We start from the raw sequence: 22464 nt of genomic DNA, 5'->3' as shown, positions 1-22464 counted from the left end.
GATCTGAGTGTCCTTTTCCGTTCTATGCTATTCGGTTAGATTTGTTCAACATTTTTAAAAAATAGGGATAGGATTCCTTGAAATAGACCGCAATATGTTCGTCGAATTGTTTCCCTGCATTTTCAAGGATGATTTCTCTAGCGGCTTCAGGCGAAAAAGCTGCGCGATAGGGCCGATTGGATGTTAGAGCATCGAAAGTGTCAGCAATTGCAATGATTTTAGCAAATAAAGGGATTTCCTTATCAACAAGACGATTTGGATAGCCTGTGCCGTCTATTCTTTCATGATGATAAAGGATGGCTTCAAGTATATCCTGCTGAAAGCCCATATCCTTTGCTGTCTCATAACCGTACACTGGATGTTTCTTAATCGTATTATATTCCTGATCAGTGAGGGAACCTTCTTTTTCAAGAATTTTCGAAGGAATATTTATTTTACCAATATCATGTAGAAGGGCAGCGACTTTTAACGTATCTAATTCAATCTTATAGCCAGCTTCTTTCATACAACGACCAATAGAAACGGCATAATCCGAAACGCGAATGGAATGACCTTGTGTATATTTATCCTTCGCTTCAATAGCGATAATGAGGGCCTGTGCCGTTTTGGTGTATAAACTGTCTTTCTTTTCATATCTCATCATGACCAATGAAACGTAATAGAGGATGATGACATAAGCAAGGAAGATGCAGAAATTCACTGCGGTCTCGAACGAATCTAGTTTCAAATCAGGGAGAACAGCGAAAACGAGCAAATAAGTAAGGACTGATGAAAGATATGTATAGAAGAAATAGAATTTCTTTTTAAATATAACCGCAAAGATCGTCGTAAAGAAAAAGATCTTAAATTCAAGATAAGGCGCAATATAAAACAGTAATCCAACAATTAAGGTTACATTGAACATGAATAGCAAATGCTGCATGTCTTTCTTTAAAAAGCGATGGAACAAGGTATACGGAAGAAAGCCGAGGGTAAGAACCCCAAGCAGAAGATAGTAATTAGTACTAAAGTAATGCACGATAAAATAGGTGACAGACACGAGTGTAAAAATACCTACTCCTAAAATCGTCCATACAACCTTCAATAAATTCCTCATATCCACCATGACACACCTGCTTGAACGTATTGGTATAGAAGCTTCGTCGACAATTTGTGACATTGTCAAAAATATATCATGCATTGATACAAATGGGTAGTGGTAAATAATAATAATTCATTTTTATTTATAAATATCTGTATTAATGAATAAAAAGACTCATATATGAATGAGTCCATTGATACAGTATAGGAGCTTTGAGTGTTAAGCGTTTCGAAATTTAAGATTTTTTCCACCTTTCAAGATTCGGTATGCCTCGAGTGAAAAATCCGTGAAGGAACTTAGGGATTTTAAATTCCGTTAACTTTTCACTTACCTTTTCTTTCATTTGAGTGGCTGTGATATCAGGTAATGTAAAAACACCGCCTTCATAACAATGGCTACAATACACAGAACTCTTGGTTCCGTCCATTTCTGTACCGCCGCCTTTTTCGTCTCTTGATAAAGGCATTCCACAACTTTGGCAATTTTTATATTTCTTCATCTGGGTTCCTCCAAAACATTTATTACTTCTATTATAGTTGATGTAAAAACGATCACAACCAAAGACAGGAAAAAACACAGAGCAAATAAGGTATTGTTTGTAGGGTGGATGGGTATTGTAACTTTCGTCCCTATTGCATAATTGCAGAATCTCTGTTATTCTAAGTAAGAATTATTTTTGTTTGTTCGGTACGGATTGTTAAGTGTTAACGCTTTTCGTCTTGATGCTTACAGCAAGGATAGTAATACAATGTGTGCACAGCACACGCAGGAGGAAACACACATGGAACAAGGTAAAGTAAAATGGTTTAACGCAGAAAAAGGTTTTGGATTCATCGAGCGCGAAGCTGGCGACGACGTATTCGTACACTTCTCAGCAATCCAAACTGAAGGCTTCAAGTCTCTTGACGAAGGCCAAGCAGTAACTTTCGAAGTAGAACAAGGCCAACGTGGACCACAAGCTACTAACGTTCGTAAAGCTTAATATAGCATAAGCAAAACAGACTCTCTTGTAGAGTCTGTTTTTTTGTATTGTCTAAAAAACCTCTTTGTGGGAAAATATTCCTTGAAAACATTAAGATCAAGGAGACTTTTAAGATGATCGATAATCTTGATGGGGTTGACCATTTTCTTTTTATGAAAGAGGCACTGAAAGAGGCGAAAGAAGCAGGGGATCGTGGGGATCGTCCCATCGGTTGTGTCATCGTCCATAATGGGAAAATAATCAGCCGAGGCTCTAATCGCTATAAAACGATGGATAGTCATGTGGAACATGCTGAAATGAATGCCATCTTTAATTGTGCATCCTACTTAAAGAAACATTCTAGAGAGTGTATCCTTTATACAACGGTTGAACCGTGCGTAATGTGTTTAAGTACCATTGTAGTGAGCAATATTCGAAACGTCGTCTTTGCAGTAGAGGATAAATATATGAATATGACAACAATTATCGAGTCAAATCCATATATTAAGAATAGGCTTCATCATTATATTGGTGGAATTTTAGAAGAAGAATCTATCAATCTTTTAAATACTTACGACCCGCTTACCGCTGGAGTAGTATTAACGGGAAAATTACCAACACTCTAACGAGTAGATAGAATTAATTTTAAATGGAAAAATCCTCTCTTTCTTTCAAAAATGAGAGGATTTCTCTGTTTAATATGTCCTTACTGGTGATGGCTGTATAAGTCCTTTAGCATTAGCTTGTTTCACCCAACCGGGATATTCTTCCATTAACAAATCATACAATTCAGCATCAGGGGTGGAACGGGGATCTTCGACGCTAAAGAAATTGGCGTTATCCAAGTATCTTCCTGAGAGCTGATCGAGCTCTTCAAGGAATGTGAAATCAGATTGGAAAAGGGATTGGAATAAGCCCCTTCGTTTTTTTACATCTTTATTTGATTTACCAATAGCCATGAATTGCCAAAAAATCGGCTCGTACGATGAATTCTGGATATGAGCGATTGTCGTATTTTCATCGAAAGTGGCGCCGTCAGTCACGAACATGACATAAACAGGAAGGGGACGCGCCAAAGGCTTTAGCCTTTTTGCAGCTGAACCGAAATAATGTTCGCGAATTTCTTTCATGACTTTCCCGTAATAGGTTGCGCCTTCAAGGGGATATTTCTGAATTGTGCGGCCAACAAAGCCGTTGAAATTGTCTATCGACAAGTCACCAGCATAATGTGCATTTTGTCCAAAAAGGAAAATATCGATTGACCCGTCATCATCAAAACGAGTACCAAGTGCCAATATTCTTTCAGCAAATTCTTGGATTTTGCCAGATTTATATAGATTGTACATAGATCCCGAAATATCGAGGCAAAGGGCGACCTTGGCATTATGGTTTTGCAGCCCGACTTTTTCAAGTGATACTTTAGCCTTTTTTGATAAATCTAGGATTTTAGGAGCCTTTTGCTCCATTTTCTTTTCCAAGTTAATTTTCTTCTGATTTATAACTGGTGCATGTGGCGCGACTGATGGTGTCTGTGATACCGGTGCAACAGTGGGTGTTGGCTGTTCTTCGGCAACTACTCCTCCAAAATGCTTGAGCAAGGCAGCAAGTCCTCCGTCAAATCCTTTTCCTACCGCAGAAGCTCGCCAAATCGTCTTATGGTAAATCTCCGAAATGATGATGGCTTTTTCATTTTGAAAATCCAATCCTGTAAATATGTATTGAAAAAGGTTCAGACCGTTTGCACTTAGCGTAATTGTGCCACTGTTGATGGATGACATTGTGCCTTGGCCATCAATAGTCGCTGTGAATACAAGGTGGTTAATGGATGCTGGGAGCTTGGAAGTATCGATTGTAAATACTCCAGAACCACTTTGATGTGAGAGCAATTTTACTTCCTGTGCAGGAGAGACCGTTTGGTTGTAAAAAATCATGTATCGGTCATCGACTAATTTTTTCTCATCATTCAATCCGAAACAAGTAATGTCCACTTCAAGATTGGATTGAACCTTTACCTCCACCTGTAATAGGGAAGCTTGCGTAAAGTCGGATAATTTCACTTTTTCACCGCGAATAAGCGTCTTCAACTTTATCACTCCTAAACTATCAGAATTAGTCTTATTTTAACTCAATTTGAAATAATTTGCTGCACTGATAGTAGTGAGGCAAGTTGTTTATAAAAGTATTTTCCTATTTTCTTCAATTACATCGTATAATACGATATAATTGAGTGAAAAGATATTTGAGGTGTTTTTAAATGAAAACGCAGGCAAAATTAATAAACAAGTATTGGACCGATATTTATTTTCATACGCATTATCCTCATAAAGAAAAGATCTCCCATCAAGTTGTTCGGATTCTTCAAGTAGTGGAAAAACAAGACAGTGTAGGAATCAATGAAATCGCTTCTTATCTAAAGGTATCTCATAATACGGCATCAGAACACATAAAAAGGATAATAGAAAAAGGATATCTCATAAAAAATAAACATCCACAAGATGAAAGAAAAGTAACCCTATGTTTAACCGAATTTGGAAGGGAAGTGCTTCATCACAATACAAGTCTCGATGAAGAAAAGTTAGGTACTATATTAAATGGGCTAAGCGATCAGGAACAACGGTTAATAGAAGAAGCATTAAAGTTATTAAGTGAGAGTGCAAAAAAATGTACATAATAGGAAAAGTTTTATTGTCTGCAGTTGTGATTGGGATTGTAACAGAAATTGCCAGGAGATTTCCAACTTACGGAGGAATCGTGGCGGCTTTGCCATTAGTGAGCTTATTGAGTATGATCTGGCTTTATGTTCAAGGTGAACCGTCAGCAAAGTTAAGTCAGTTTGCTTTAGGGGTGCTATGGGGATTCCCTGCGACTGCCGTTTTATTGGCCATCGTCTATCTCTCATTAAAAAACTCATTGCATTTATTCTTGGCCATAGGATTTGGAGTTGGAGGGTGGCTGCTATTTATGGTTGTTCAAGAAGTCGTGTTAAAGTTCATTAAGTAATCATTCTTATCCAAGTAAGGTAGCTAAATTGATTTTTGATGTTTGGTTAAGGTAAGCTTTCTGTATCACATTAATGAACATCCTATTAGAGAGGAGTCAATAGTCGTGGCAAAACAGTCTGCTTTGCACAGAGTAAGATCTACTTTACTAATTAGATATATTCCCAATCCTAAAGAAAGAAGACTGGTTGTTTTAACACTCGGAACGGTTGCGGTTTTATTAGTAATAGCACTCTATTTCGTTACTCACTTTTATCAAGATTGGATAGCAGCTAATAGTCGGGCATATAAAGGCTGGTTTAAACAATTAGGCTCAATTGCCCAAATCGGTTTCTTTACTGCAATATCCATTTATCCCATTTTTCTATTGCTAAAATGGAATCCTCTTAAACAAATCGTCTTGGGAAAGTATCAATTGAAAACTCTTCTGCAGTTTCTTGGCAAATGGGTTAGGCATTGGCATGTACCAATAGCAATAACCTCTGCTGGTTTCGTTCTCTTACACGGATATATGGCGATATTAAAAGAACTTAAATGGGATTTTACCTATTTTTCAGGTATTCTTAGTTTGATCGCTCTATTTCCGCTTATGTTTATGGGATTGAAACGTTTTAAAAGGCAAGATAAGAAATTGCATTTTAAGATGGCAATCGTTTTTTTAATACTATTTATGATACATGCCTCTTTTGGGTAAAAATTGCCTTTTTCTAAAGTCACCAACTTACTAGGGTGACTTTTTATAATTAGAGGAATAGAGCACGAAATAAGTATCTGGACGTGTGTGGTGCTTATTTCGTAAAATCAAAATTCAATGCGAAAACAGCTTTTTATGAACACGAGACGCAAAAAGAATGAATATTTCCATGACTACTTTCATATGAATAGGGTGTACCGGAAACATTACTTCTTAGGGGGAACGTAAATGGAATGGTATTTGAAGGTATTAAAGAATTACGTCGTATTCCATGGAAGAGCTAGGCGTAAGGAATATTGGATGTTTGTTCTTGTTAACGTCATTATTTCTATTATTTTATCTTCAATTGAAGCGGTTGCTGATCTACCAAAATTCTTATCAACCCTCTATTCTTTAGCTGTTTTACTTCCATCTTTAGCTGTTGGTGTACGCAGACTTCACGATATTGGAAAAAGTGGATGGTGGTTGTTGCTTAGCCTCATTCCGATAATTGGCGGAATCATTCTCTTAGTATTCATGTGCCAAGATAGTCAAGAAAGCGATAATCAATATGGAGCGAATCCAAAGTATAGCTAGACTGAAATGAAAATAAGATACAATACTTTAGAACCGCCTTTTTAGAGCGGTTTTTTTGCTGTCTAGCAAATTTGAAATCCTTTACAAATATAGATAACATCTTTTTTGGTGAGAAATGGTTGTTAACAATCTGAATGAAATTATATAATATAACGCATAGTCTCTTTAATAAACACCCTCTCGAATCATATGAATTTTTATTGGGTATCAGAAACCTTCTCAATGGAAAGGAATAGAAGCATTGGGTTAGGTATTTTACTTATATAAGGAGTGGCAAAGTCTATGATTAGTAAAGTCGGTCAAATTATGTTGTATGTAAATAACCAAGATGAGGCAGTAGATTTTTGGACAGAAAAAGTAGGATTTAGTGTGATTTCTGAAGAAGATAATGGTCAAGGGATGAGATGGATTGAAATTGCTCCAAACAAAGGCGCAGAAACAAGCATCATTTTGCACAATAAGGAATTCGTTGCAAAAATGTCACCGGGATTAAACCTTGGCACACCATCACTGTTGTTTTTTTCGCAAAATCTCGATGAATTACGTAGCGACTTATCAAATAAAGATATCAAAGTAGGAGAAATTGTAAATATGCCTCATGGTAGAGTATTTAACTTTGCCGATAATGAAGAAAACTACTTTGCTGTAATCGAAAAAAATTAAATTGCTCAAAAGGAATTAATATAAGACTGTTTTTAAGCAATATTAATAGGTACACAAATCGATTAAGAATCTTAACAAATTCAGAAAAATGAAAAATAAATATGTTTATATTATTCTAAATAGTCAAAAGATATTGACTATTTATTTTTTTTGGTAATATAATTGGTTTTAAGAAAATGAAAACATCATTTTCGCTTAGGGGAAACTAGGTGACAAACTCTATCAAGGAGGTAAGTCGTCATAGCGAACCTCCCATCTGATCTATTCTGCACTTTCATCTCAGACGATTTACTGTAAGCGGATCAATTTGTCCCAGAACAAACCGTTGAATTTGCGCAAACGAGGCTTCTTGCAGCTAAGGCGATGGCGCTAACCGGTTATAAAGTCAAAAAGAATAAAGTTTTGCAGAACAGCATCCGTAATGAATTTGAAGTTGGGAAGAGAGACACCTAATTTACAAGAATAGGATAGATATATTTATAATTCCATACATATATTTTGTAAAGCGCTTACATGGTTTGTGGGCGTGCAATCAGTGGTCAGGTATTAATGCAATGAGAAGATTCCCTCTTTTCATTTACCCATTAAGACCGTACAACCGTGATTACTTACCTATGGATAGTCATGCTATTCATGTTAGGTATTCATGTTTGTGCGGTCTTTTTTGTTTGGTTATTTGTAAACGTTGTTGCTAATTATGGATTGGTTGATTTCCACTCCAGGATGCTCGCTTTCCGCGGACGAATTTTGAAAAAGACCTAATGCCGGTTCTTTCAAGAATAATTCTTCTCGGGTTGGGCGGTGAGCCTCCTCTGCAATTGCGCCTGTGGGGTCTCACCTGTCCCGCTAATCTCGCAGGACATTTAGAGGGGCTTCCTTGAGTAATCCCACGCACGAAGGAAATACGATAGCATTTTCGAGGAGTCTCGCACCTTTCGTTCCAATCAACTCCTTTTTCTACGATTAACCAATATACAAAAACATTAATCTTTCAGAAAACAGCCTTTTTGTTTAAGTAGCCAACAGTCCCGGTTTTCGTTCATGAATTTCCCTAGTAGAGTTCATGAATCACAATAAACAATATTAAGAGGAGGATTTACTTTGAAAAAGACCATTTTGCTTTTGATGACTTTGTGTTTGATGTTTGTGATGAGTGCCTGTGGAAGCAGTGAGAAAAGCTCGACTACAGGTGGAAAAGCGGGGAAAGATTTATTAGCTCAGATTAAGAAGGAAGGCACGATTGATATCGGGATAGAAGGGGCATATCCTCCATTTAACTATTTCGACGATAAGAATGAATTGGTTGGATTTGATGTTGATGTTGCGAAGGAAATTACGAAAAGAATGGGTGTTAAGGCCAATTTTGTTGCGACTCCTTGGGACACCATCATTGGGGGATTGCTGACGAAAAAGTACGACATCATTATTTCTAGTATGGCCATTACTGATGAACGAAAAGAAAAGGTGGATTTTACAGACCCATACTATCACACGGGTGCTCAACTATTTGTAAGAGAAGATTATACAGAAATTAAGGACCCTAAGACAGACGCTAAGGGCAAAAATATCGGAGTATGTATCGGAACAACTTTTGAAGAAAAAGCAAATGAACTAGGTGCAATGGTGACAACGTATAAGAGTGATTTATTAACTTTCCAGGACTTATCCGCTAAGCGTATCGATGCTGTTATTACGGATAAAGCGGTTGGATCCAGGGTGATCAAGGAACAAAATTATCCATTCAAGAGTGTAGGAGACATGCTTTTCACAGAGGAAGCTGGTATCACACTTAATAAAAATCAAGAAGAATTAAAGGCGGAAATCAATAAGCATCTTAAAGCGATGATGGAAGATGGAACATACGCAGAAATAAGCAAAAAATGGTTCGGTGAGGATATTCGCTAAGGAGAGATATGATGCTTAATTTTGGTTTAGTCAGCGAGTTTATTCCATTTTTGATCAAGGCGGCAGTTGTCACCATGCAACTGTCCCTTGTATCCATAGCAGTCGGTCTAGTATTCGGTCTTGTCATTGCTTTGATGAGAATATCTAAATTTAAAGTCCTGTCTTATATTGCGGGTTTCTATATTTGGATTATTCGTGGAACACCGATGTTGGTTCAACTTTTCCTCGTTTATTTCGGATTGCCTCAAGTAGGGATAGAATTATCGCCATTTGTTTCTTCGGTCATCGCACTCGGAATGAATGCGGCTGCCTATATTGCAGAAATTTACCGCGGAGGAATCATGTCAGTACCAACAGGACAAGTGGAGGCAGCTGAAGCATTGGGAATGAGATATCCGACCATTATGAAAAAAGTAATCCTGCCACAAGCTCTTAGAGTCAGTGTTCCGTCACTTGGAAACCAAGCTGTCATGATGTTGAAAGATTCATCATTGGCATCCCTTGTTACCGTTTCAGAATTGATGATGGTTTCCCAACGTTTTGCTGCCACAAACTATGCTTTTATCGAATTCTATATTGTCGCCGCAGGATTCTATCTAGTGATGACGACCATCTTTACTTTTATTCTGAATAAGGTTGAAAAGAGAATGTCCATAAGTGAGCGTTAGGAGGAAACATAGTGGAAGCAAGCATGGTAGAAGAAATGGCCACATCAACTCCCATCATTACCGTTGAAGATCTTCATAAAAGGTTTGATCAATTAGAAGTCTTAAAAGGAATTGACCTTCAAATCTATAAAGGCGAGGTGGTTGCCTTAATCGGTGCGAGCGGTTCGGGGAAGAGTACATTGCTGAGGTGCTTGAATCGACTAGAAACGGTGACAAGCGGGAAGATCGTTATAGACGACATCGCCTTGGACAATTCAGTTAAGAATATCAGTAAAATCCGTCAAGAAGTCGGCATGGTATTTCAGCAATTCAATTTATTCCCACATATGACCGTTTTAGATAATGTGACGGTTGGACCGATTCAAGTATTGAAAAAAAGTAAAGCTGAAGCAGAACAAGAAGCGATTAAGCTTCTAGATAAGGTGGGCTTGAGGGATAAGAAAGATGTGTACCCAAAAAAGCTTTCGGGTGGTCAACAGCAACGTGTTGCCATTGCAAGATCACTCGCAATGAATCCGAAAATCATGCTTTTTGATGAGCCAACTTCGGCGCTTGACCCTGAACTGGTAGGGGAAGTCTTGCAAGTTATGAAACAACTAGCGCTAGAAGGAATGACGATGGTGGTTGTGACTCATGAAATGGGATTTGCACAAGAAGTGGCAGATCGCGTCATTTACATGCACGGAGGCGTTATTGAAGAACAGGGAGATCCGCGAGAAGTCCTGACGAATCCAAAAAGTGAGAGACTCAATTCATTTTTACGATTAGTAAGGTAAGGGAGTTCACAAATGAATCGTCTCAGTTTATTAAGTTTACAAGTAGATAAAGAGACTACTAGATCAGCACAAAAAGCAAGAAATACTTATGATGTTTTAAAAGAATCCCTTTTCCAAGACTTCCGTGTAAAGAAATCCAATAATCATATAACGATTATTGGCGGTGGCATTGTAGGGCTCATGTCCGCCTATTTCCTGCAAAAATGTGGTTTCCAAATTACGGTTTTAGAAAAAAAGTCATTTGGAGCCGCAGCTTCAGGGAGAAACGGTGGCGGGGTACTTTCGTTAGGAAGAGAGCTTAACGAAATACCATTTGCGCGTTTGGCGACTGAGATATGGAGTGAGCTTGATAGAGAAGGAATCGACACGAAATATACGGCATCAGGTCATGTCATGGTAGCCAGGAATCCTATAGAAGAGCAAATGCTTCTTGCAGCTCAAGATTTATATTTGGAATCTGGTTTGGACGTAAAAGCCGTCAATCCTGATGAACTGAAAAGGATGGCTCCTGACTTGCATCCAAATCTTAAAATGGGATTGTTTAGTCACAGTGATGGACAAAGTTATCCGTTTACAACGAGTACTAGTCTAAAAAGTTATCTGAAGGAAAACGGTGCAAAGCTGATTGATCATTGCAATGTAGTAGGCTTTCATACTAAAAATGGCTCCATCGTTACTGTTTCGACAGATCAAGGAAACTTCGAATCTGACGTATTTCTATTATGTGCGGGACCATGGACTACTGAAATGTGCGATTCATTGGGAGAATCTGTCTTGATTAAACCGAGGCGTTCTCAAATTCTTGTTACTGAAATCTTAAGTAAGAGAAGAATTCACCCCTTTGTAACAGGAAACTCACTTTATTTACGTCAAACACATGCAGGTAATGTCTTATTTGGAGGAGGCGGACCATGGGAAATTTCTGGGTTTGATGTTTCCAATACCAACTATGCATTAGAGTTGCTTTCAAGCAGGTTGCTGGAGCTTTTTCCTTCTTTTAAAAATAAACAATTAATAAGGGCTTTTGCAGGCACAGTCGAAATCACCGAAGACCACCTCCCGTATTTCGGGGGATTAACCAAGTTTGATAATGCGTTTATTTCGGCAGGCTATAACGGACACGGTTATGGAATGTCTGCAGTGATGGGGAAAATCATGGCCCAAAATCTTTGTTATTACTTTGAGGGAAGAAAAAATCCTATTGAAGATCCGTTCTTATCTCAATTCTCGGTTGTTCGCTCAAGAATCAAGGAGGAGAAACAAAGTGTGTGAGTATTCATTCATCATTTGTCGATGTGAAGAGGTCACCCTTGAAGAACTTCAAAGTAGCATCCTGGCGGGAGCAAGAACAACTCAAGAGTTGAAAATGGCGACTCGAGCTGGAATGGGTATGTGCCAAGGGAGGATTTGCAGGTCTTTATTGGAAAGATTGGTACCTAGTCCTTCTAATGAGGTTCTTGATAGCCCAAGTCATTTAACGATTCATCAACCCGTTCGACCTGTTGCTTTATGCCAAATATCAGGAGAGGGGAATGGGTTATGAGAATACAACACCCAATGCTAAACTCCTGTTCTAAAACGACAGTTTCTTTTTCCTTTAATCACGTGGATTATGAAGGAAGAGAGGGAGAGACAATCGCTATTGCATTATGGGCAAATGGGGTGAAGGCTTTACGGAAAAGTGAGAAAAACAATGAACCAAGAGGGATGTATTGTGGGATTGGTCAGTGCTATGAATGCAGAATTTATCATTCCCAGAAAGGTTTATTAAAAGCTTGTACAACAATCATTCGTGATGGTGAACAGTACTTTTCTCAAGAACAAATGGAAGATTGACCTCATTTGTCTGTAAGGGGGTAAAAAATGAAGGTTGATGTGGTGGTAGTAGGAGGAGGGCCTGCAGGACTATCTGCAGCGATTGAAATAGGTACAAGAGGCGGGAATGTCGTTGTTGTAGATGATCATCCGAAAATGGGCGGTAAATTATTGGGGCAGTTGCATCAAGAAGGAAATCACCAGAATTGGTGGAAAGGATACGAGCATGCCCGGTATTTGCAGGAAAAAGCAAAAGCGGCTAATGTGAAATTCTTATCGGGAAAACAAGTCTGGGGTTTGGAAACTGGATGGAAGGTTCACGTTTCTAATCTCGAACAAAATGAACCAGGATTAAGTATTGAAGCAGATTGTGTTTTGCTGGCGACAGGTGCGGTTGAAAACCCCATTCCAATCCAAGGGTGGACATTACCTGGTGTACTTTCAATTGGCGCCGCTCAGGTGATGACAAATGTATATCAAGTTTTACCCGGTAAAAAAGTGGTTGTGATTGGAATTGATATGCTTTCCTTAAGTATTGCCCGCTCCATGAAGCTGGCTGGAGCGGATGTCGAAGGGATTTATATCCTCCCTAATACTACATTCTCCAAATATCTTTCACCGATCCACCAACTCGAGCTGTTAAAAGAGATGACGGACTATGCTCCCTCCAGATTTTTGAGACTAGGAGGAAAATTATTGCAGTCTCAAACTGGTAGGAAAATGGCTGCGATTTTTTATCCTCGAAAAGGGATGAAGATGTGGGGAATTCCTATCCATTTAAGGAAGACAGTGACCTCTATCAACGGGGATCAGGAAGTCGATCATGTAACAGTTTCCAATATCGATATTGACGGCAATCCAATCGGTGATACAAAGAACCTTAAGGTAGATGCGGTATGCATTTCTGGTGGACTTAGCCCATTGTATGAGTTGGCAGCCACAACTGGATGTAAGTTTGTAAGCTTAAAAGGTCTATCAGGAACAGTACCACTACATAATCGTAAACTCCAAACGACAGTGCCTAATCTATTTGTGGCAGGGAATATTACAGGGATTGAAGGGGCAAAAGTGGCTATGACACAGGGGACATTGGCTGGCCAATCTATCTGTAAATCATTGGGTATTGGTAAGATCAGCAACGCTCATATTGAAGAATGCATTTCCCATGTTGAGCATGTCAGAAAATTATCCGATATCCAATTCCACCCAAAAGTTGACGAAGCTCGAAAGCAACTCAATTATCTTTGGGAACAATGGATGAATACTAGTGAAAAACAATCTTCTCAAGTTGTAAATAACTAGGATTAGCTTTCGGATATTGACATATGTATTATTTTCCAATATAATAATTTTAAATATTCCAATAATTAAATAACAACTGTGTTTCTGTTCGGTGGGGGGAATAAACATTCATACACTAGATACTGTTATTGTCACTGGTTATGCAAAAGCTCCACAGGGAACTTCTATGTATGAGCTTTATAAGCACGCAGGAATTGTCCTGGAGATTGACTATAAAACTCATACAATAGAAAAAGCCGATTTCACTTTTGTAACAGGTTTAACAAAGGATTTTTTCGAACGTATTCTTATTGGTTATCGATTGGATGAAGGATTAGAACCACTGATCCAAACCATTAAGGAACACTATTTTGCGCCGTCCCAGCAGGCGATTATTGTTGCGTTGCAATCGGCGGTTCAAAGGTATTGGGATTCAACTGCAAATAGAAGAATATAAACTTAATAGATTGGTTTTAATAAAGTGGGAGATTTCCCTCTCTCATGGTCTTATTGAAGCTGAGTCGATTTGAAAGGTTACAAAAATTCGCGGGATTTTTGTAGCTTATGAGAATCTGCTCAGCTTTTTTCTATTTAAAAAAGGACGAAATGTAGATCATCGGATTAACATTCAAGAATACATTAAAAATCGGAGGAACCCGTATGAAAAAGCTGATTTCCCCCAACAAAGCAGCATCATTGATCAAGGACGGAAGCAGAGTCATGGTAGGCGGATTTGGGTTAGTTGGTAGTCCATTAACATTGATTCATTCATTATTTTTATCAGAGGTAAAAGATTTAGAGATTATCAGTAACAATCTAGGCGAACCTGGAAGGGGACTTGGCGTACTCGTTAGAAATCAAAGGGTGCGTAAGGGAATTGGTTCTTATTTCACTTCAAATCCTGACGTTGTAAAGGCCAATCAAAAGGGAGAATTAGAAATCGAACTGATTCCGCAAGGCACTTTGTCTGAAGCGATTCGTGCCGGTGGTGCTGGAATTGGTGGGTTTTATACGCCTGTAGGAGTTGGAACGTTAATCTCTGAAGGAAAAGAAGAAAAAGTCATAGATGGGAAGAAGTATATTCTGCAACCAGCCTTAAAAGCTGATTTCGCCTTGATCAAGGCACATAAAGCAGATGAACAAGGCAACTTGATATACACAAAATCAGCCCGCAACTTCAATCCCAATATGGCAACCGCTGCAAAAGTCGTGATTGCTGAGGTCGATGAAATTGTTAAAGTAGGAGAACTTTCACCAGAAGAAATCGTTACTCCACATTTATTTGTGGATTACCTCGTTATGAAAGAGGTGGAGATGCCATGAGTCACAAAGAATTTATAGCCAAAAGAGCAGCGAAGGCTTTAGAAGATGGAGATATTGTCAATCTCGGTATTGGGATTCCGACTTTAGTGGCTGATTATGTTCCTGAAGAGATCGAAGTCTATCTCCATTCAGAAAACGGGATTTTAGGGGTAGGTCCAACACCAAAGCCCGAAGAAATCGATAAAAACTTAGTAAATGCAGGGAAGCTTCCGGTAACCATTGAGGAGGGTTCATCATTTTTTGACAGTGCCTCATCCTTTGCGATGATTCGTGGCGGACATGTGGATGTCTCTATATTAGGGGTCCTCCAAGTCGACGAAAAAGGAAGAGTCGCAAACTGGGCTGTGCCAGGTAAAAGTGTTCTTGGAGTCGGTGGAGCGATGGATTTGCTGGAAGGTTCAAAAAGAGTTATTGTAACGACCCTTCATACAACTAAAGAGGGCGATTCGAAAATTGTGAAAGAATTGCAGTATCCGATTACATCCGAAAGAAGAGTCGACCTAATCATAACGGAACTTGCCGTTTTTGAAGTGGAAGAGGATGGACTTGTCCTAATCGAAACAGCTCCAGGAATCTCTGTGGAGCATGTAGAAAAAAATACCGAGGCAACATTCAGGGTCTCGCAAAGCGTAAATGGTGATCTTGCTCATAATAGGACGGTGAACGAGTAATGGTGGTGATTGTAAGCGCCTTAAGAACTGCGATTGGGAAATACGGAGGAACTCTTTCCACCATTCCCCCAGAAGACTTATTGACGGTTGTCATGAATAATAATCTTTCTTCTATTGGTTATGATTCTTCGATCGTGGATGAGGTCATTATTGGTCAAACGAAGCAAAGTGCAGAAACACCAAATATTGCTCGGGTGGCCGCACTAAAAGCTGGTTTTTCTGAAGAAGTAGTTGGTCATACCGTTCAAATGCAATGTGGTTCTGGCCTACATGCAGTTATGAATGGTGCCATGAGCATCCTGACAGGACAGTCCGAAGTCGTTTTGGCTGGTGGAGTGGAAAGTATGTCTCAAGCTCCATATTATTTTGTAGGAAACCGGCAAGGAATCAAGCCTGGTGACTTCACATTATATGATTCCAATACACGCAGTCAGCCTTGTTCACAGCCACAAAACGTTTACGGAACTTTTAATATGGGTGAAACAGCAGAATGGATGGCTGAAAAATATGGAATTTCCAGAGAAGAGCAAGATCGATTCGCACATGAAAGTCAGGTAAAAGCATGGCGAGCGATCGAAAATGATCGTTTTTCTGATGAAATCGTACCAATCAGTGTTTCTCTCGGGAAAGGTGAATATCGCTTATTTGCTGTTGATGAGCATCCTAGAAGGACGACCGTCGAGAAGTTGGAGAAATTAGATCCAGTATTTAAGAAAGATGGTTCTGTCACTGCGGGAAATTCGTCTGGAAGAAATGATGGTGCGGCCGTACTCATGTTAATGAGTGAGGAAAAAGCGATTAGTCTTGGATTAAAACCACTTGCGTATATTAAATCGTGGGCTACTAGTGGGGTGTCACCGAAGGAAATGGGGATTGGTCCTGTATCAGCTAGTGAAAAAGCACTTAAAAAGGCAGGTTTATCTATCCATGACATGGAATTAATAGAATTGAATGAAGCATTTGCCGCACAAGCACTAGCCTGTCTTAAACAATGGCCTGGCCTTGATCGGAAAATTGTCAATGTAAACGGTGGGGCAATTGCCCTCGGACATCCATTAGGTTGCTCTGGAGCAAGGATACTCGTCACGCTTCTGCACGAGCTTCACAAGTCAAAATTGACATATGGATTGGCAACATTATGTGTAGCAGGAGGCCAAGGAATCGCAATGGTGGTGGAACGATGGAAAGAGAGCTAAAGGAAGATTACGTGTTTCATAGGGATTTCACCAAAAAGTATCCTATTATCACCCATGGTGAAGGCATCTATCTATATGACGAAGATGGCAAGAAATATATCGATGCCTGTTCAGGTGCAGTTGCAGCTAATCTTGGTCACGGGGTAGAAGAAATTGCGGATGCGATGGCTTTTCAGGCAAAGAAAGCAGCCTTTGTTCACACGATGAGATTTGAAACAGAGGTTTTGCATACCCTGTCTGAAAAAATCGCTAAGCTTGCTCCACCTTCTATGAACAAAGTTTATTTTACAAGCGGTGGTTCAGAAGCAAATGAAAGCGCTATTAAACTCGCGAGGCAACATCATAAAGATGCAGGAAGACCTGAAAAACACATCGTGATCGGCAGATGGCAATCATACCATGGAAATACGATGGGATCATTGTCCGCTGGGGGAGATATCAAGCGAAGGCAAGTGTATACTCCGAATCTATTGAATTACAATCATATCCATTCACCTTACTGTAAGAGATGTCCCTATCAAAGAGAAAAAGCAGATTGCGATAGCAAGCAAAACTGGTCTTGCGTGAAGGACTTTGAAAGTTTGGTACTTGAAGTAGGACCTGAACAAATATCTGCTTTCATCGCAGAACCGATTGTCGGAAGTCAGCTAGGTGCCGTCAGCCCTCCTGAAGTCTATTTTAAAGAGATTAGAAGAATTTGTGATAAGTATAATATTCTCTTAATTGTCGATGAAGTCATGACAGGCTTTGGGCGTACTGGAAAGGACTTTGGCATTCAACATTTTGGCATTATTCCTGACATCATTACATTTGGAAAAGGGGTATCTGCAGGATATGCCCCGCTTGCAGGAATGATTGTTCATGACCGAATCGTTGAGGGATTAATGAAAAATAGTAAAGGTAAATTCGTTCATGGATATACGTATAGCGGGCACCCTGTATCGGTTGCGGCAGGATTGTCCGTGTTAAGGATCTATGAAAGAGAAGATATATTAAGCAATGTCCAAGAATCAGGTCAATATTTAAGGGCAAAATTATTGGAACTCAAAAGCAAATGTCCGATTATCTTTGATGTTCGTGGAGAAGGATTGCTGATGGGAATAGAATTAGCAGTTGATGGTGTGATAGGTACACCTTTTCCAGCGAATTTGCTAGCTTCAGAGAGAATTAATAGTATTGCAATGGATCTTGGAGCTGTATTTTATCCGGGAAGTGGTTCGATTGGAGGGCACTCTGGTGATCATTTGCTCATTACACCACCACTTACGGTAACAAAAAGTGAAATAGACGAAATGTTAGGTTTATTAGAAAGAGCACTTCAAATTTTTATAGAGGAAATAAAGGAGGCCGAAACCCATGAAGTTACAAAATAAAACGACTGAAATTCAAGAAAAGGCAAGAAAGCATTTATCTCCAGTATTAACTAGGGTTACTGAATTGGTCGTTGAAAAGGCGAAAGGTGCAAGATTTTGGACAGCAGATGGAGATGAATACATAGATTTTGTCTCTGGTGTGGCTGTAAATGCTGTTGGTCATGCAAACGACACGATGATTGACGCAATTAAAGAACAAGCCGAAGCATTCATTCATTTTGGATTGAACTATGGTTATTACGAAACAGCAGCAAACCTTGCGGAAAAATTGGCTTCCATTGCACCAGGAAATCTTGATACGGTATTTTTCTCTAATTCAGGAGCAGAGGCGATTGATGGAGCTTTGAAACTGGCTCGTGCTGCTACAGGAAGACCAGGAATCATCGCTTTTGAAGGCTCATTCCATGGGAGAACAATGGGGGCAACGGCTATCACCGCTTCTAGCTCTAAATACAGAAAATACTACGAGCCTATTTTAGGAGAAGTATATCATGCTCCATATCCTTATCCATCGCAGTTAAAAGGTGTCAATGAAGATGAGGTTACATCTTATTGCTTACACCAGCTGCAAAAAATCTTTGATTTACGCATTGACCCTTCAAGAGTAGCGGCAGTAGTGATTGAACCAGTAATGGGTGAAGGCGGATACTTCCCAGCACCGCCAGAATTCCTGCAAGAACTAAGAAAAATTACTGAAAAGCATGGTATCATGCTAATTTTTGATGAAGTTCAAACAGGCTTTGGCCGTACGGGAAAAATGTTTGCAGCTGAACATTCAGGTGTGACTCCTGATATCCTCGTTTTGGCTAAAGCATTATCCGGAGGATTGCCACTTGGTGCAATTGTTGCTAGTAGGGAAACTCACGAAAAATGGCCAGTAGGTGGGCACGGGTCCACATTCGGTGGAAATCCGATTTCCTGTGCGGCAGCCCTTGCGAACATTAAAGTCATTGAAGCAGATCAGCTCGTTGATCGCAGTAGGGATGTTGGCGCGCAAATTGTGGCACGTTTGAAGCAATCTCTAACAGGCTTACCGGGAATAAAGGAAATCCGTGGACTTGGATTGATGATCGGTTTAGAGTTCCATCGCGATGTAGCAGGTCTTGCCGTACCAGCCATTAAGCAAAAGTGTTTGGAAAATAAGCTTCTGATCATGAACTGTGGAGTTGAGGGCCAAACGATTCGCTTAATGCTTCCGCTTAATATTGATAAACAAGATTTAGATGAAGGTTTAACGATTCTGGAAAATGCCATTAAAGATATTTTGTAAGGGAGGGATTGGATTGCTTCATCAAGCGACGAAAAAAGGATTGTATATTAACGGAGTTTGGACACAAGAAGATAATCAGGATTACTTTCAAAGTACGAATCCAGCAACAGGAGAAGTTGAAGGGTATCTGGCTGTTGCTACTCCCGCACAAATAGATCAAGCTGTTGAAAGTGCAAAAGTCGCTTTCAAGACATGGAAAAATACCCCGCTCCCAGAGAGGGCCCAATATTTATGGAAAGCAGCCCAGCTCTTTGAGGAGAAAAAGCAATATTTAGCTGAAACGATGACGAAAGAAATGGGAAAAGTACTAGCTGAATCATTAGGCGAAGTTGGAGTCGTTGTTGAAACATGCAAATATATGGCTGGTGAAGGGCGCCGCCTTTTTGGAGAAACGGTCTCTTCCGGTGCAGGCAATCGCCACATTATGATGGTCCGTGAACCAGTAGGTGTTGTAGCTTGCATCACGCCATGGAATTTCCCTGTTGCATTAGCAGGATACAAGATATTGGCTGCTCTAATCAGTGGAAACACAATCGTTTGGAAGCCTGCGTCAGAGGTAGCTCTTTCCGCACAAATCTTCACGGAGGTATTTCATGAAGTCGGTCTGCCAAAAGGTGTTTTGAACTTAATCACTGGAGCAGGCAGTAAAGTAGGTGCACAACTCGCGGAACACAAGGACGTGAAGGTAATCTCATTTACCGGTTCTACGGAGGTTGGGATTAAGTTATCTGAAACAGCTGCTAAAACGTTAAAGCGGGTTTCTTTGGAGCTTGGTGGAAAGAATGCCTGCATCGTTTTAAAGGATGCGGATCTAGATCTTGCGGCAGAAGCCATTGTCAAAGCTGCTTTTACAACAACTGGGCAAAGATGTACAGCTGCAAGCAGAGTTATCGTGGAATCGGATGTAAAAGAGGAATTGCTTAATAAAGTTGTCGCCATTAGCCGAAAGTTGAAAGCTGGAAATGGCCTAGAAGCTGGGGTAGACATTGGTCCGCTAACAAATCGAAATCAACTTGAAACAGTGGAAAAGTATGTATCCCTGGCTGTTCAAGAAGGTGCAGTTATCGAATGTGGAGGTAGGAGACTAGCGAGCGAACAAGGTTATTTCTATGAACCTACCGTGTTAAGTAATGTCAAAAAGGGCGATTCTGTCGCACAGGAAGAAATTTTTGGTCCAATTCTTGCTTTCATTGAAGTTAATAGTTTTGAAGAAGCCATTGAAGTGAATAACGACACGATTTATGGACTATCCACTTCCTTATTTACGAGCAGCCTTCACTTCGCAAACCGCGGAGCGAAAGAAATTGAAAGCGGACTCGTCTATATTAACAATGGAACATCAAATGCAGAGCTTGGAGTTGCTTTTGGCGGAACAAAGCAATCCGGAAATGGTCATCGTGAAGTGTCACATCATGCATTTGATGTAATGACAGAATGGAAGTCGATTTATACGACTTATTAAGGTGTAAGATGAAAGATCATTGTTGTATTGGCACTTTGTTGATTGGAGTGGAAGGCGCGAGACTCCTCGAAAATGCATACGCATTATCTTCGTGCGTTGTCACTTCAAAGGAGTTTCCTCCATGTCCTGCGGAAAAACGGGCTGGAAAGACCCCGCAGTGAGGTACGAGCGAGGAGGCTTGCCAGTTCGTCCGCGGAAAGCGAGTGCCTGGAACGGAGGATCAACAAGCAAGCAAGGAGTGGCTTTATGAAAAAGCTTAGAATTGGGATTGCCTTTTTTTATCATGAATCTCACAGTTTTGCTCCTTTAAAAACCGATATTCAAGCATTTTATGATGAAGGATATTTTAAAGGAGACGAAATATTTACTGCCTATACCGATACAAAAACAGAAGTGGGCGGCTTTTTGGATGTTCTAAATAGGTTCAAGGAAATTGAGATTGTACCTTTATTATGTGCAGCAGCGACTCCTTCGGGGATGGTAACGAGAGAAGCCTTTGATCAAATTGAACAAGAAATGTTAGCAGCAATCGGGGATGCAGGTCAGCTTGACGGTTTGCTCCTCGCCCTGCACGGGGCAATGGTGGTGGAGGGAATATTTGACCCAGAGGAAAAGCTTCTGAGGGAGATCAGAGGCTTGCTTGGGAGCGAGATTCCGATTGCTACCACTTTGGATATGCATGCAAACCTGAGTGCAGACATGTTGAAGCACACCGCCTATCATTTTGGATTTAAAACCTATCCGCACGTGGATATGTATGATCAAGGCGTAAAGGCAGCCCGAATCATGGTTGAACATGTGTTGGAAGGGAATCGATATGAGTCAGCTTTTATCAAACTGCCGATGATGCCGCCTTCCATCAATATGAGGACCGAAGAAGGTCCTATGCAGGAAATGATCCAGCTTGCACTAGAACTTGAAACAGACTCATCCATAAAAAATGCCTCTGTTTTCGGTGGATTTCCGTATTCAGATATCCCAATGGTGGGTGCGAGTGTCCTGGTTATCGGAAAAGATAAACTCAGCGCTCGGAATGCCGCGAAACGACTCAGTAATAAGTTCTGGGAACTAAAAGAAGATTTCATCATGAACCTTCCAAGTGTTCAGGAAGGTATGAACCTTGCAGTGGGGATGGAAGAGTCTAAGCCGATTGTCTTGGCCGATATTTCTGATAATCCACTTAGCTGCGGAAGCGGAGATACGACCAAACTTCTCCAAGAATTCATTCATGTGAATGCACCAAAAACTTTGTTTGGCGGGTTAACTGACCCAGAATCGATTAAGCGATGTAGGAATGCTGGAGTCGGGAGTATCGTTGAATTGGAGATTGGCGGAAAAACTTCTCCAGAGTTCGGGCAGCCAGTAAAAGTGAATGCCAAGGTTGTTGCGATATCAGATGGTGTTTTTTACAATAGCGGTCCTTTCAATCAACATTTGCGTGTAGACGTCAAAGGTGCAGCTTACGTTCAAGTGGGTGAATTGGATATTTTACTAATAGGTCGTCCGATGTCAGCAAATGACCCTGAGATGTTCCGACATATTGGAATTGAACCAACTTCTTATAAAATTATGGGCTTAAAGGTGAAAAATCACTTCAGAGCAGCCTTCGATCCATTGATTAGCAAGGTAATTTATGTAGATGCTCCAGGCGTAGCTTCAAATGATTTGAGTCATTTTCCTTATAAAAATATACCTAAAGATATATGGCCACTTAAAGATATACAGTACTCAGTTGAAGAGGAGGCTTAAA

At 40.0% G+C, this 22464-nt stretch carries 27 protein-coding genes; 24 read left to right on the top strand and 3 right to left on the bottom strand.

Annotated elements, in window-relative coordinates:
* Nucleotides 1-22: 22 nt before the first annotated feature.
* Both BMZ31_RS00260 and BMZ31_RS00255 read right to left on the bottom strand, forming a co-directional pair.
* Complete coding sequence (locus BMZ31_RS00260) at nucleotides 23-1180, bottom strand: HD-GYP domain-containing protein (RefSeq protein WP_090829726.1); 1158 nt, start codon at nucleotides 1178-1180, stop codon at nucleotides 23-25.
* Nucleotides 1181-1316: 136 nt separating this feature from the next.
* Nucleotides 1317-1580 (bottom strand): zinc ribbon domain-containing protein, encoded by a 264-nt coding sequence (locus tag BMZ31_RS00255; RefSeq protein ID WP_090829725.1) that lies wholly within the window; start codon nucleotides 1578-1580, stop codon nucleotides 1317-1319.
* 282 nt (nucleotides 1581-1862) lie between these two features.
* On the opposite strand from BMZ31_RS00255, the gene BMZ31_RS00250 reads away from it, so the two are divergent.
* The gene (locus tag BMZ31_RS00250; protein WP_090829724.1) at nucleotides 1863-2063 is read left to right on the top strand and encodes a cold-shock protein; all 201 of its coding nucleotides are present in this window, start codon (nucleotides 1863-1865) and stop codon (nucleotides 2061-2063) included.
* A 113-nt stretch (nucleotides 2064-2176) separates the two neighbouring features.
* Nucleotides 2177-2668, top strand: a complete 492-nt coding sequence (locus BMZ31_RS00245; protein ID WP_090829723.1) for a nucleoside deaminase — start codon at nucleotides 2177-2179, stop codon at nucleotides 2666-2668.
* Nucleotides 2669-2737: 69 nt separating this feature from the next.
* Here BMZ31_RS00245 and BMZ31_RS00240 read toward each other — a convergent pair whose 3' ends face one another.
* A complete protein-coding gene (locus tag BMZ31_RS00240) occupies nucleotides 2738-4126 on the bottom strand; it encodes a VWA domain-containing protein (RefSeq protein ID WP_090829722.1) in 1389 nt (462 codons plus the stop codon).
* Between the two features lie 170 nt (nucleotides 4127-4296).
* Between BMZ31_RS00240 and BMZ31_RS00235 the strand changes: the two genes are divergently transcribed.
* From BMZ31_RS00235 to BMZ31_RS00140, 22 genes are all read left to right on the top strand, one after another.
* Complete coding sequence (locus tag BMZ31_RS00235; RefSeq protein ID WP_090829721.1) at nucleotides 4297-4713, top strand: MarR family winged helix-turn-helix transcriptional regulator; 417 nt, start codon at nucleotides 4297-4299, stop codon at nucleotides 4711-4713.
* Nucleotides 4704-5042: a DUF3147 family protein gene (locus BMZ31_RS00230; RefSeq protein WP_090829720.1), complete on the top strand. Its 339-nt coding sequence runs from the start codon at nucleotides 4704-4706 to the stop codon at nucleotides 5040-5042. Before BMZ31_RS00235 ends, BMZ31_RS00230 begins: the two co-directional genes overlap by 10 nt.
* Before the next feature lie 105 nt (nucleotides 5043-5147).
* Nucleotides 5148-5735, top strand: a complete 588-nt coding sequence (locus tag BMZ31_RS00225; RefSeq protein WP_090829719.1) for a hypothetical protein — start codon at nucleotides 5148-5150, stop codon at nucleotides 5733-5735.
* A 228-nt stretch (nucleotides 5736-5963) separates the two neighbouring features.
* A complete protein-coding gene (locus BMZ31_RS00220; RefSeq protein ID WP_090829718.1) occupies nucleotides 5964-6311 on the top strand; it encodes a DUF805 domain-containing protein in 348 nt (115 codons plus the stop codon).
* Nucleotides 6312-6593: 282 nt separating this feature from the next.
* Complete coding sequence (locus BMZ31_RS00215) at nucleotides 6594-6974, top strand: VOC family protein (protein ID WP_090829717.1); 381 nt, start codon at nucleotides 6594-6596, stop codon at nucleotides 6972-6974.
* A gap of 633 nt (nucleotides 6975-7607) precedes the next feature.
* Nucleotides 7608-7736: a hypothetical protein gene (locus tag BMZ31_RS20850; RefSeq protein WP_302846819.1), complete on the top strand. Its 129-nt coding sequence runs from the start codon at nucleotides 7608-7610 to the stop codon at nucleotides 7734-7736.
* A 339-nt stretch (nucleotides 7737-8075) separates the two neighbouring features.
* A complete protein-coding gene (locus tag BMZ31_RS00210) occupies nucleotides 8076-8879 on the top strand; it encodes an ABC transporter substrate-binding protein (RefSeq protein ID WP_090829716.1) in 804 nt (267 codons plus the stop codon).
* A gap of 8 nt (nucleotides 8880-8887) precedes the next feature.
* Nucleotides 8888-9547 carry an amino acid ABC transporter permease gene (locus tag BMZ31_RS00205; protein ID WP_090829715.1) on the top strand — a complete coding sequence of 220 codons (660 nt, stop codon included), beginning with the start codon at nucleotides 8888-8890 and terminating at the stop codon, nucleotides 9545-9547.
* Nucleotides 9548-9582: 35 nt separating this feature from the next.
* On the top strand, nucleotides 9583-10323 hold the full coding sequence (locus BMZ31_RS00200) for an amino acid ABC transporter ATP-binding protein (protein ID WP_090830642.1): 741 nt from the start codon (nucleotides 9583-9585) through the stop codon (nucleotides 10321-10323).
* A 12-nt stretch (nucleotides 10324-10335) separates the two neighbouring features.
* Nucleotides 10336-11595 carry an NAD(P)/FAD-dependent oxidoreductase gene (locus BMZ31_RS00195; RefSeq protein WP_090829714.1) on the top strand — a complete coding sequence of 420 codons (1260 nt, stop codon included), beginning with the start codon at nucleotides 10336-10338 and terminating at the stop codon, nucleotides 11593-11595.
* A complete protein-coding gene (locus tag BMZ31_RS00190; RefSeq protein WP_175477960.1) occupies nucleotides 11588-11866 on the top strand; it encodes a (2Fe-2S)-binding protein in 279 nt (92 codons plus the stop codon). The genes BMZ31_RS00195 and BMZ31_RS00190 overlap by 8 nt, the downstream gene beginning before the upstream one ends.
* Nucleotides 11863-12159: a (2Fe-2S)-binding protein gene (locus BMZ31_RS00185; RefSeq protein WP_175477959.1), complete on the top strand. Its 297-nt coding sequence runs from the start codon at nucleotides 11863-11865 to the stop codon at nucleotides 12157-12159. The genes BMZ31_RS00190 and BMZ31_RS00185 overlap by 4 nt, the downstream gene beginning before the upstream one ends.
* A gap of 27 nt (nucleotides 12160-12186) precedes the next feature.
* Nucleotides 12187-13440 (top strand): NAD(P)/FAD-dependent oxidoreductase, encoded by a 1254-nt coding sequence (locus BMZ31_RS00180; RefSeq protein WP_090829711.1) that lies wholly within the window; start codon nucleotides 12187-12189, stop codon nucleotides 13438-13440.
* Between the two features lie 91 nt (nucleotides 13441-13531).
* A complete protein-coding gene (locus tag BMZ31_RS00175; protein ID WP_254778529.1) occupies nucleotides 13532-13876 on the top strand; it encodes a DUF3870 domain-containing protein in 345 nt (114 codons plus the stop codon).
* A 203-nt stretch (nucleotides 13877-14079) separates the two neighbouring features.
* Nucleotides 14080-14742: a CoA transferase subunit A gene (locus BMZ31_RS00170; protein ID WP_090829710.1), complete on the top strand. Its 663-nt coding sequence runs from the start codon at nucleotides 14080-14082 to the stop codon at nucleotides 14740-14742.
* Nucleotides 14739-15413, top strand: coding sequence for a 3-oxoacid CoA-transferase subunit B (locus BMZ31_RS00165; RefSeq protein ID WP_090829709.1), 675 nt, complete (start codon nucleotides 14739-14741; stop codon nucleotides 15411-15413). Before BMZ31_RS00170 ends, BMZ31_RS00165 begins: the two co-directional genes overlap by 4 nt.
* Nucleotides 15413-16609, top strand: a complete 1197-nt coding sequence (locus tag BMZ31_RS00160) for a thiolase family protein (protein ID WP_090829708.1) — start codon at nucleotides 15413-15415, stop codon at nucleotides 16607-16609. The genes BMZ31_RS00165 and BMZ31_RS00160 overlap by 1 nt, the downstream gene beginning before the upstream one ends.
* Nucleotides 16594-17982: an aminotransferase family protein gene (locus BMZ31_RS00155; RefSeq protein ID WP_090829707.1), complete on the top strand. Its 1389-nt coding sequence runs from the start codon at nucleotides 16594-16596 to the stop codon at nucleotides 17980-17982. Before BMZ31_RS00160 ends, BMZ31_RS00155 begins: the two co-directional genes overlap by 16 nt.
* The gene (locus BMZ31_RS00150; protein WP_090829706.1) at nucleotides 17966-19252 is read left to right on the top strand and encodes an aspartate aminotransferase family protein; all 1287 of its coding nucleotides are present in this window, start codon (nucleotides 17966-17968) and stop codon (nucleotides 19250-19252) included. Before BMZ31_RS00155 ends, BMZ31_RS00150 begins: the two co-directional genes overlap by 17 nt.
* Nucleotides 19253-19265: 13 nt before the next feature.
* Nucleotides 19266-20714, top strand: a complete 1449-nt coding sequence (locus BMZ31_RS00145; RefSeq protein WP_254778528.1) for an aldehyde dehydrogenase family protein — start codon at nucleotides 19266-19268, stop codon at nucleotides 20712-20714.
* Nucleotides 20715-20835: 121 nt separating this feature from the next.
* Nucleotides 20836-20964: a hypothetical protein gene (locus BMZ31_RS20845; protein WP_302846818.1), complete on the top strand. Its 129-nt coding sequence runs from the start codon at nucleotides 20836-20838 to the stop codon at nucleotides 20962-20964.
* The gene (locus tag BMZ31_RS00140) at nucleotides 20961-22463 is read left to right on the top strand and encodes a M81 family metallopeptidase (RefSeq protein WP_090829704.1); all 1503 of its coding nucleotides are present in this window, start codon (nucleotides 20961-20963) and stop codon (nucleotides 22461-22463) included. The genes BMZ31_RS20845 and BMZ31_RS00140 overlap by 4 nt, the downstream gene beginning before the upstream one ends.
* Nucleotide 22464 lies beyond the last annotated feature (1 nt).

This window comes from Bacillus sp. cl95 (assembly GCF_900115925.1).
In the GTDB taxonomy this organism is placed as follows: Bacteria; Bacillota; Bacilli; order Bacillales; family Cytobacillaceae; genus Neobacillus_A.
The sequence above is the reverse complement of the archived record's forward strand: the minus strand, read 5'-3'. Positions and strand labels throughout refer to the sequence as shown.

Excerpts from the sequence above, each read along its gene's own strand:
- BMZ31_RS00260 (WP_090829726.1), bottom strand. The coding sequence starts at position 1,180 with ATGCATGATATATTTTTGACAATGTCACAAATTGTCGACGAAGCTTCT.
- BMZ31_RS00255 (WP_090829725.1), bottom strand. The coding sequence starts at position 1,580 with ATGAAGAAATATAAAAATTGCCAAAGTTGTGGAATGCCTTTATCAAGA.
- BMZ31_RS00250 (WP_090829724.1), top strand. The coding sequence starts at position 1,863 with ATGGAACAAGGTAAAGTAAAATGGTTTAACGCAGAAAAAGGTTTTGGA.
- BMZ31_RS00245 (WP_090829723.1), top strand. The coding sequence starts at position 2,177 with ATGATCGATAATCTTGATGGGGTTGACCATTTTCTTTTTATGAAAGAG.
- BMZ31_RS00235 (WP_090829721.1), top strand. The coding sequence starts at position 4,297 with ATGAAAACGCAGGCAAAATTAATAAACAAGTATTGGACCGATATTTAT.
- BMZ31_RS00230 (WP_090829720.1), top strand. The coding sequence starts at position 4,704 with ATGTACATAATAGGAAAAGTTTTATTGTCTGCAGTTGTGATTGGGATT.
- BMZ31_RS00220 (WP_090829718.1), top strand. The coding sequence starts at position 5,964 with ATGGAATGGTATTTGAAGGTATTAAAGAATTACGTCGTATTCCATGGA.
- BMZ31_RS00215 (WP_090829717.1), top strand. The coding sequence starts at position 6,594 with ATGATTAGTAAAGTCGGTCAAATTATGTTGTATGTAAATAACCAAGAT.
- BMZ31_RS20850 (WP_302846819.1), top strand. The coding sequence starts at position 7,608 with ATGTTAGGTATTCATGTTTGTGCGGTCTTTTTTGTTTGGTTATTTGTA.
- BMZ31_RS00205 (WP_090829715.1), top strand. The coding sequence starts at position 8,888 with ATGATGCTTAATTTTGGTTTAGTCAGCGAGTTTATTCCATTTTTGATC.
- BMZ31_RS00200 (WP_090830642.1), top strand. The coding sequence starts at position 9,583 with ATGGCCACATCAACTCCCATCATTACCGTTGAAGATCTTCATAAAAGG.
- BMZ31_RS00195 (WP_090829714.1), top strand. The coding sequence starts at position 10,336 with ATGAATCGTCTCAGTTTATTAAGTTTACAAGTAGATAAAGAGACTACT.
- BMZ31_RS00185 (WP_175477959.1), top strand. The coding sequence starts at position 11,863 with ATGAGAATACAACACCCAATGCTAAACTCCTGTTCTAAAACGACAGTT.
- BMZ31_RS00180 (WP_090829711.1), top strand. The coding sequence starts at position 12,187 with ATGAAGGTTGATGTGGTGGTAGTAGGAGGAGGGCCTGCAGGACTATCT.
- BMZ31_RS00170 (WP_090829710.1), top strand. The coding sequence starts at position 14,080 with ATGAAAAAGCTGATTTCCCCCAACAAAGCAGCATCATTGATCAAGGAC.
- BMZ31_RS00165 (WP_090829709.1), top strand. The coding sequence starts at position 14,739 with ATGAGTCACAAAGAATTTATAGCCAAAAGAGCAGCGAAGGCTTTAGAA.
- BMZ31_RS00160 (WP_090829708.1), top strand. The coding sequence starts at position 15,413 with ATGGTGGTGATTGTAAGCGCCTTAAGAACTGCGATTGGGAAATACGGA.
- BMZ31_RS00155 (WP_090829707.1), top strand. The coding sequence starts at position 16,594 with ATGGAAAGAGAGCTAAAGGAAGATTACGTGTTTCATAGGGATTTCACC.
- BMZ31_RS00150 (WP_090829706.1), top strand. The coding sequence starts at position 17,966 with ATGAAGTTACAAAATAAAACGACTGAAATTCAAGAAAAGGCAAGAAAG.
- BMZ31_RS20845 (WP_302846818.1), top strand. The coding sequence starts at position 20,836 with ATGTCCTGCGGAAAAACGGGCTGGAAAGACCCCGCAGTGAGGTACGAG.
- BMZ31_RS00140 (WP_090829704.1), top strand. The coding sequence starts at position 20,961 with ATGAAAAAGCTTAGAATTGGGATTGCCTTTTTTTATCATGAATCTCAC.